Origin of the sequence: Pseudomonas sp. RW10S2, from assembly GCF_014268985.1 — a bacterium.
GTDB classification, from domain to species: Bacteria; Pseudomonadota; Gammaproteobacteria; order Pseudomonadales; family Pseudomonadaceae; genus Aquipseudomonas; species Aquipseudomonas wayambapalatensis.
This window is the reverse complement of record NZ_JABWRO010000028.1, coordinates 41,143-47,993: the sequence shown is the minus strand read 5'-3', so window position 1 is coordinate 47,993 and position 6,851 is coordinate 41,143. Positions and strand designations below refer to the sequence as shown.

General features: G+C 60.0%; 8 protein-coding genes. 6 read left to right on the top strand and 2 right to left on the bottom strand.

All coding sequences use genetic code 11. The annotated features are described in order from the left end of the window. Positions 1–56: 56 nt before the first annotated feature. Entirely contained in the window at positions 57–1,358 is a 1,302-nt protein-coding gene (locus HU729_RS08945; RefSeq protein ID WP_186667183.1) for an OprD family porin, read from the bottom strand. Positions 1,359–2,103: 745 nt separating this feature from the next. Between HU729_RS08945 and HU729_RS08940 the strand changes: the two genes are divergently transcribed. Both HU729_RS08940 and HU729_RS08935 read left to right on the top strand, forming a co-directional pair. Further along, the gene (locus tag HU729_RS08940; protein WP_186667182.1) at positions 2,104–2,523 is read left to right on the top strand and encodes an HIT domain-containing protein; all 420 of its coding nucleotides are present in this window, start codon (positions 2,104–2,106) and stop codon (positions 2,521–2,523) included. 3 nt (positions 2,524–2,526) lie between these two features. Next, positions 2,527–2,733 carry a SlyX family protein gene (locus HU729_RS08935; protein WP_065862241.1) on the top strand — a complete coding sequence of 69 codons (207 nt, stop codon included), beginning with the start codon at positions 2,527–2,529 and terminating at the stop codon, positions 2,731–2,733. A gap of 18 nt (positions 2,734–2,751) precedes the next feature. Here the strand turns inward: HU729_RS08935 and HU729_RS25960 are convergent, their stop codons facing one another. Beyond that, positions 2,752–3,345 carry a cold-shock protein gene (locus HU729_RS25960; protein WP_186667181.1) on the bottom strand — a complete coding sequence of 198 codons (594 nt, stop codon included), beginning with the start codon at positions 3,343–3,345 and terminating at the stop codon, positions 2,752–2,754. A 280-nt stretch (positions 3,346–3,625) separates the two neighbouring features. On the opposite strand from HU729_RS25960, the gene HU729_RS08925 reads away from it, so the two are divergent. The 4 genes from HU729_RS08925 to aspS all read left to right on the top strand — a co-directional run bounded on the left by HU729_RS08925 (position 3,626) and on the right by aspS (position 6,777). Further along, positions 3,626–4,099, top strand: coding sequence for a Dps family protein (locus HU729_RS08925; RefSeq protein WP_023381917.1), 474 nt, complete (start codon positions 3,626–3,628; stop codon positions 4,097–4,099). Between the two features lie 179 nt (positions 4,100–4,278). Then, positions 4,279–4,596: a ribbon-helix-helix domain-containing protein gene (locus tag HU729_RS08920; protein WP_186667180.1), complete on the top strand. Its 318-nt coding sequence runs from the start codon at positions 4,279–4,281 to the stop codon at positions 4,594–4,596. 92 nt (positions 4,597–4,688) lie between these two features. After that, positions 4,689–4,907 carry a zinc ribbon domain-containing protein gene (locus HU729_RS08915; RefSeq protein ID WP_063545878.1) on the top strand — a complete coding sequence of 73 codons (219 nt, stop codon included), beginning with the start codon at positions 4,689–4,691 and terminating at the stop codon, positions 4,905–4,907. A gap of 94 nt (positions 4,908–5,001) precedes the next feature. Continuing rightward, positions 5,002–6,777 (top strand): aspartate--tRNA ligase, encoded by a 1,776-nt coding sequence (gene aspS, locus HU729_RS08910; protein ID WP_054891002.1) that lies wholly within the window; start codon positions 5,002–5,004, stop codon positions 6,775–6,777. Positions 6,778–6,851 lie beyond the last annotated feature (74 nt).

The window sequence follows — 6,851 nt, the reverse complement described above, 5'->3', positions numbered from 1 at the left end:
AAAAAAGCCCGGCAGATGCCGGGCTTCTTCAGGTGCGGGGCATTGCAAGCCGGGGCTTACAGGATGCTCAGCGGGTACTCCACGATCAGACGCAGTTCGTCGATCGATGCGGAGCCGTAGTAGACGCCGTCGCTGGAGCGGTAGGTTGCTTGGCGTACGCGGAAGCTCAGGTCTTTCGCAGGACCTTCCTGCAGGACGTACTTGACGTCGATGTCGCGTTCCCATTCCTTGCCGTTGGTGGTGCCTTCGACGTGAGCACCGGTACCACGGGCGTAGCGGGTCATGAAGGTCAGGCCCGGAATGCCGTACTCGGCGAAGTTCAGGTCGTAGCGAGCCTGCCAGGACTTCTCGCCTTCGGCGTTGAAGTCGGAGCGGGCGATGGAGTTGGCGAGGAAGATGGTGCCGCCGCCGTCTACGCCGTAGGCGTAGTCGCCGTCACCGGTGACCTTCTGGTAGGCCAGGGTGAAGGTGTGAGCGCCAACGTTGTAGGCGCCGGACAGGCTGAATGCACGGTTGTCCAGTTTGTCGCCATCGAAGGCGCGTACCTTGCCTTCGCCATCGCTCTTGGTGTCATAGATGTTGAAGTCGAACACCAGGCCTTGTTTGTCGGACAGCGGCAGTGCCCAGTTGACGTTGGCGTAGTATTTACGCCAGTAGTCTTCGACTTTGGAATAGTAGAGGCTGGTGCTCAGACCGTCGGTCACGGCATAGGTGCCACCGAAGACGTTGGCTTCGGTCAGGCCTGGGTTCTTGATGCCGAGGTTGTTGCGACCGCCGATGCTGTCCTTGTAGCTCTGGGCTTGTGCGTCCAGACGGGTGAAGTGACCGGCGTTCAGCTCCAGGCCTTCGATTTCCTTGCTGGTCAGCAGGAAGCCTTCGGCGGCTTCCGGTAGCAGGCGGCTATCGTCAGTGGCGAAGACTGGCAGCGAGGTGAACTGGCCGCCGAACTTGAGGACGGTGTTCGAGATGCGTGCTTTGACGGCACCGTAGCCTTTCGAATAGGAATCTTCCGGGCGACCTTCGGAGTCGACAGGGAACAGGCCGGTGTTGGTGGTGCCACGACCGCCGTCGAGCTTGATGCCCAGCAGGCCGATGGCGTCGACGCCGACACCAACGGTGCCCTGGGTGAAGCCGGATTCGAAAGTGCCAATGAAGCCTTGGCCCCACTCGGCGCGACGGCTCTGTTCGTCGCTTGGGTTGTTGCGGAAGTCACGGCTGAAATACAGGTTACGCAGCTTCACGTTGAGCTTGCTGTCGTCGACGAACCCTTTGGATTCATCCTGCGACGACGCAACTGCCAGTCCGGAAGTCCCCGCTGCAACAGCCAGGGCGATCATGCTCCACTTCATCACGCGCATCGTGATTTGCTCCTTTGGTTTTAGGAAGAGTACCGCTGCGCCCAAGTGTTTTAGTTATATGGGGCAGCTCTTTCTTTTTATGTCGGCGAAAATGTATATCACGCTGACTGTACTTGGCGACATGAAAAACGGAACCTTTCGGTAAGTTTACGGTCGTGTCGCTTTTGGCTATTTCCATGTCGCAAATCACGTCCCGCTACAGGCGGGCCGTACACCCCAGCGCTGCTTCAAAGCCGTCACGATTCCGTAAAGAACACGTGCGTACTCGAAGCTCCCTGGTGAATCCCTTGTCGCTGTTGTTATTTGTCGCGTTCACCGGCTAATGCAGGTGCCGTGCCGACTTGGCGTAAAAAGAATGCAACAAGCGTGCACAAAAACGATCAGCGTTGATGAATTTTTCACAAATGCTCTCAAAACGTCCTGAAACCTCCGGAAACACGGGGTTCAGGTTGTCTGATGGTATTCCGCGATGTTGATTATCGTTTGCAAAATAAAGCTGGCTTGAAAGTCAAGGTGTTACCGCTGACTGTTGATGCTGAGTAGTTTGTACCGAGGTGGTGTGACAGGCGTATTTTTTGTTGCTTCATTTTGGTGCGAAAAGTAGCGCAGTGTTACCGCTTGTGGCACGTGCGTCTCGTTCGGGAGGCGGGCAAGGCAGTGGATCGTGTCTCGGGCTCTGCAAGCAAGGTATCCTTGCGCTCTGCCCGCGTTCGAGTCGGGTCGTGTCAGTCGATGGAGGTTTGCCGTGTTTGTCCTGGATTCGCGTCTGCAGCAGGATTCCCTGGTGCTGGGGGATTTCCCATTGTCCCGTCTTTTGCTGAGCAAGGATGCCAACTATCCCTGGTTCATTCTGGTGCCGCGCCGTGCTGATGTCAGTGAGCTCTTTGATCTGGATCTGGCCGACCAGCAGCAATTGTGGAAAGAGACCACTTTGCTCGCCGAGGCGCTCAAGGGTGAGTTCACGGCGGACAAGATGAATGTCGCCACGCTGGGCAATGTCGTCAGTCAGTTGCATATGCACGTGGTGGTGCGTCATCGCAGCGATGCGGCGTGGCCTGCGCCAGTGTGGGGCAAGGTGCCTGCGCTCGGCTACGCGCACGGGCAGGTCGATGCAATCCGCCAGCGCCTGCGTGGGTTGGCGCTTGAAGGTTTCGAGGAGGCCTGAGCCATGTCACTGGAAGCGAGAATCGTCGAGCTGGAGATGCGTCAGGCGTTTCAGGATGACACCCTTCAGGCGCTCAGCGACGAAGTGGCCGGTCAGAACCGGGTGATCGAGCGCCTGCAGTTGCAGATCGCCGAACTGATCAAGCGTCATGAAGAGATGGTCGGCCAATACGAGGCCGGAGGGGAGGAGCCTCCACCACCTCATTATTGAGGTGATGGAGGCGAGTGATCAGCGGCGTGAAACCGCGACCACGTCTTCGGCCTGCAGGCCTTTGTCGCGGTGCATTACCGAAAACTCCACGCGCTGGCCTTCCACCAGGACGCGATGGCCTTCGCCGCGGATGGCGCGAAAGTGCACGAAGATGTCATCGCCGGAGTCGCGGGAGATGAATCCGAAGCCTTTCGAGGTATTGAACCACTTCACGGTGCCGGTATCGCGCTTGCTGGCATCTTGCTGGCCCACCTGACTGGCTCGTGATTTGCGACCGCTGCGGGCGAAGCCGGCAGCCAGGTGCAGGGCCGTTGCCAGTGCCGCGCAGAGCAAGGCCGACAAGCTGCCGAGCTCTGGGCGGGCGAGGACGGTGATGGTTTGCAGGATCACCGCCAGCACCAGGAGTGCGCTGGCCAGATGTTGCAATTGCTGGCGCGCGCCGCGGTAGTAAAGCGGTACCACCGGTGCGAGGACCAGGTTGAGCAGGCCCAGGAATACCAGGTAGGCCGCTTCGGGTTGTTGCAGGAAGGGTGTGGCGTCGGTTCTGAGGCTGGGTATGAACGACAGCAGCAAAGCCGCAACGCCCGTCACCAGATGGACGATCTTGAACATTGGGTTGGCTCACATATATGGATAAGGCCGATCACGGAAGAGCTGGCAGCACGGTGCGCATGAGGTGTAGAGCGCGATCACGTGACTGTTCAGCCTATGCACCCGGCATTGTCAGTCCGCACGGGTGGCACCCTGCCTATTTAACAGCAAAGCCGGGGGCTTCTCAAACCGCAGGGGTGGTCGGGCGATGTGTTGCCTTGTGTCACATGCAGCTGCCTGCAAGTCTTGGTACAGTGTTTTCGCCCGCTTGATCGTCAAGCTTTATGGAAAGGGGAGATTCATGGCAATCGATATCGGTATCAGCGAAGAAGATCGCAAGTCCATCGTCGAAGGGTTGTCCCGCCTGCTGTCGGACACCTATGTGCTGTATCTGAAAACCCACAACTTCCACTGGAACGTCACCGGTCCGTCGTTCCGAACCCTGCACCTGATGTTCGAGGAGCAGTACAACGAGTTGGCCCTGGCGGTCGATTCGATCGCCGAACGTATTCGCGCGCTGGGGTTCCCGGCGCCGGGTTCCTATGCATTCTATGCGCGTCACTCCTCGATCAAGGAGGAAGAAGGGGTGCCTGCTGCCGATGAGATGATCCGCCAGCTGGTCCAGGGGCAAGAAGCGGTGGTGCGCACGGCGCGCAGCATCTTCCCGGTGGTGGACAAGGTCAGTGACGAGCCGACCGCCGACCTGCTCACCCAGCGCATGCAGGTGCACGAAAAGACCGCCTGGATGCTGCGAGTGCTGCTCGACGGCAAATAATGATGCGCTGGCCTGCGGCCAGACTTGTTCATAGAGCCCGGTATCGCCTAGCGATGCCGGGCTTTTTCATTATGGGGAAACCCTTGCTGCTGCTCTGCAACGCCGGAACGGCGCTTCATTGAAACACCCTGAGGCTTCTTGCGCAGGGCGTGAAGTGATCGGCAATAGGGAGCAGCACCATGGCGCAAGCAAACAGGCACGGCGGTTGGCCAGGCAGGGATTGTCATGATCCGTTCAGAGGTGATTTCGACATGTTGCAGATCGTACCGGTCTCGCGGTCGGTAAGGCTCAATGGGTTTGCCACTTGCCTTCGGCTCGAGGCGGTCTACTGGCGTATTCTGGAGCGTATCGCCGAGGCCAATCACTGTTCGGTGAGCGCTGTGCTGTCCTACGTTGATCGGGAGGTGCACCTGCGCCAGGGAGGGGTGCGTAATTTCAGTGGGCTGATTCGGGTCATCTGTGTGGCCTGGTTACTTGATCCGCCAAGTGCGCGCTGATCGCCGGGCGGGCTGCACAGCACTCCTTAACCATATATAATCCCGCTTTTTGCTGCCCCGGCAGCCAGCGTTGTGGTTGACGAGAGACTTCCATGCCCCTTTATGACTATCAATGTGCTTCCTGCGACCACCGCATGGAGGTGTTGCAGAAAATCAGCGCCGCGCCATTGACCGATTGTCCGGCATGCCAGGCGCCGGCCCTGAAAAAACTGTTGTCGGTACCCGGCTTTCGCCTGAGTGGCAATGGCTGGTACGAGACCGACTTCAAGACCGGGGCTAAGAAGAACCTGGCCGGCGACAAGGCCGACTGAGTTGAATTGCAGCGACAGGGTCTTGCACTATTAGCCCTCAGGGCGGACAAGACCTCCACCGAATACACGAATCACGAGAAGCGAAACCACGATCATGATGCGCAGCCATTATTGCGGCCAACTGAACGAGAGCCTGGACGGCCAGGAAGTCACCCTTTGCGGCTGGGTCCATCGTCGTCGCGACCACGGCGGGGTGATCTTCCTCGACATCCGTGACCGCGAAGGCATGGCCCAGGTCGTGTTCGATCCGGATCGCGCCGAAACCTTCGCCGCTGCCGACCGCGTGCGCAGCGAATACGTGGTGCAGATCACCGGCAAGGTGCGCAAGCGCCCGGACGGGGCGGTGAACGCGAACATGGCCTCCGGTGCCATCGAGATCCTCGGCTACCAGCTGAACGTGCTCAACGAAGCTGAAACCCCGCCATTCCCGCTGAACGAATACTCTGACGTCGGCGAAGAAACCCGCCTGCGCTATCGTTTCATCGACCTGCGTCGCCCGGAAATGGCCGACAAGCTGCGTCTGCGTTCGCGCATCACCAGCAGCATCCGCCGCTTCCTCGACGAGAACGGCTTCCTCGACGTCGAAACGCCGATCCTGACCCGTGCCACTCCGGAAGGCGCGCGCGACTACCTGGTGCCGAGCCGCACCCACGCAGGCAGCTTCTTCGCCCTGCCGCAGTCGCCCCAGCTGTTCAAGCAACTGCTGATGGTGGCCGGCTTCGACCGCTACTACCAGATTGCCAAGTGCTTCCGTGACGAAGACCTGCGCGCTGACCGCCAGCCGGAATTCACCCAGATCGACATCGAGACCAGCTTCCTCGACGAGTCCGAGATCATGGGCCTCACCGAGAGCATGATCCGCAAGCTGTTCAAGGAAGTGCTCGACCTCGAGTTCGGCGACTTCCCGCACATGACCTTCGAGGAAGCCATGCGTCGTTATGGCTCCGACAAGCCGGACCTGCGCATCCCGCTGGAACTGGTCGATGTTGCCGACCAGCTCAAGGACGTCGACTTCAAGGTCTTCGCAGGCCCTGCCAACGATCCGAAGTGCCGCGTCACTGCCCTGCGCCTGCCGGGTGGCGCTGCCATGCCGCGCAGCAAGATCGACGAGTACACCAAGTTCGTCGGCATCTACGGTGCCAAAGGCCTGGCGTACATCAAGGTCAACGAGCGCGCCAAGGGCGTCGAGGGCCTGCAGTCGCCGATCGTCAAGAACATCCCTGAGGCCAACCTCAACGTGATCCTCGATCGCGTCGGCGCGGTCGATGGCGACATCGTGTTCTTCGGTGCCGACAAGTTCAAGGTCGTCAGCGAGGCCCTGGGCGCGCTGCGTATCAAGCTGGGTCACGACTTCAACCTGCTCACCTGCGAGTGGGCACCGATGTGGGTCGTCGACTTCCCGATGTTCGAGGAGAACGAAGACGGCAGCTTCACCGCGCTGCACCACCCGTTCACTGCGCCCAAGTGCACCCCTGAAGAGCTGGAGGCCAACCCGGCCACCGCCTTGTCGCGTGCCTACGACATGGTGCTCAACGGCACCGAGCTGGGTGGCGGTTCGATCCGTATCCATCGCAAAGAAATGCAGCAGGCCGTCTTCCGCCTGTTGGGTATCGAGGCGGCGGAACAGGAAGAGAAGTTCGGCTTCCTGCTCGACGCCCTGAAGTTCGGCGCCCCGCCACACGGTGGCCTGGCCTTCGGCCTGGATCGCCTGGTCATGCTGATGACTGGCGCCCAGTCGATTCGCGAAGTGATCGCGTTCCCGAAAACCCAGAGCGCTGCGTGCGTCATGACCCAGGCCCCGGGCCTGGTCGATGCCAAGGCTCTGCGCGAGCTGCACATCCGTCTGCGTGAGCAGACCAAGGTCGAGTAACCAACCGCAGGCGCCCCGGATTCGGGGCGCTTCGCGCTTGTGCGCAGGATTTTCCGCGTTCCGCCCTTCGGGGC

Excerpts from the sequence above, each read along its gene's own strand:
- HU729_RS08945 (WP_186667183.1), bottom strand. The coding sequence starts at position 1,358 with ATGCGCGTGATGAAGTGGAGCATGATCGCCCTGGCTGTTGCAGCGGGG.
- HU729_RS08935 (WP_065862241.1), top strand. The coding sequence starts at position 2,527 with ATGTCACTGGAAGCGAGAATCGTCGAGCTGGAGATGCGTCAGGCGTTT.
- HU729_RS25960 (WP_186667181.1), bottom strand. The coding sequence starts at position 3,345 with ATGTTCAAGATCGTCCATCTGGTGACGGGCGTTGCGGCTTTGCTGCTG.
- HU729_RS08925 (WP_023381917.1), top strand. The coding sequence starts at position 3,626 with ATGGCAATCGATATCGGTATCAGCGAAGAAGATCGCAAGTCCATCGTC.
- HU729_RS08920 (WP_186667180.1), top strand. The coding sequence starts at position 4,279 with ATGGCGCAAGCAAACAGGCACGGCGGTTGGCCAGGCAGGGATTGTCAT.
- HU729_RS08915 (WP_063545878.1), top strand. The coding sequence starts at position 4,689 with ATGCCCCTTTATGACTATCAATGTGCTTCCTGCGACCACCGCATGGAG.
- aspS (WP_054891002.1), top strand. The coding sequence starts at position 5,002 with ATGATGCGCAGCCATTATTGCGGCCAACTGAACGAGAGCCTGGACGGC.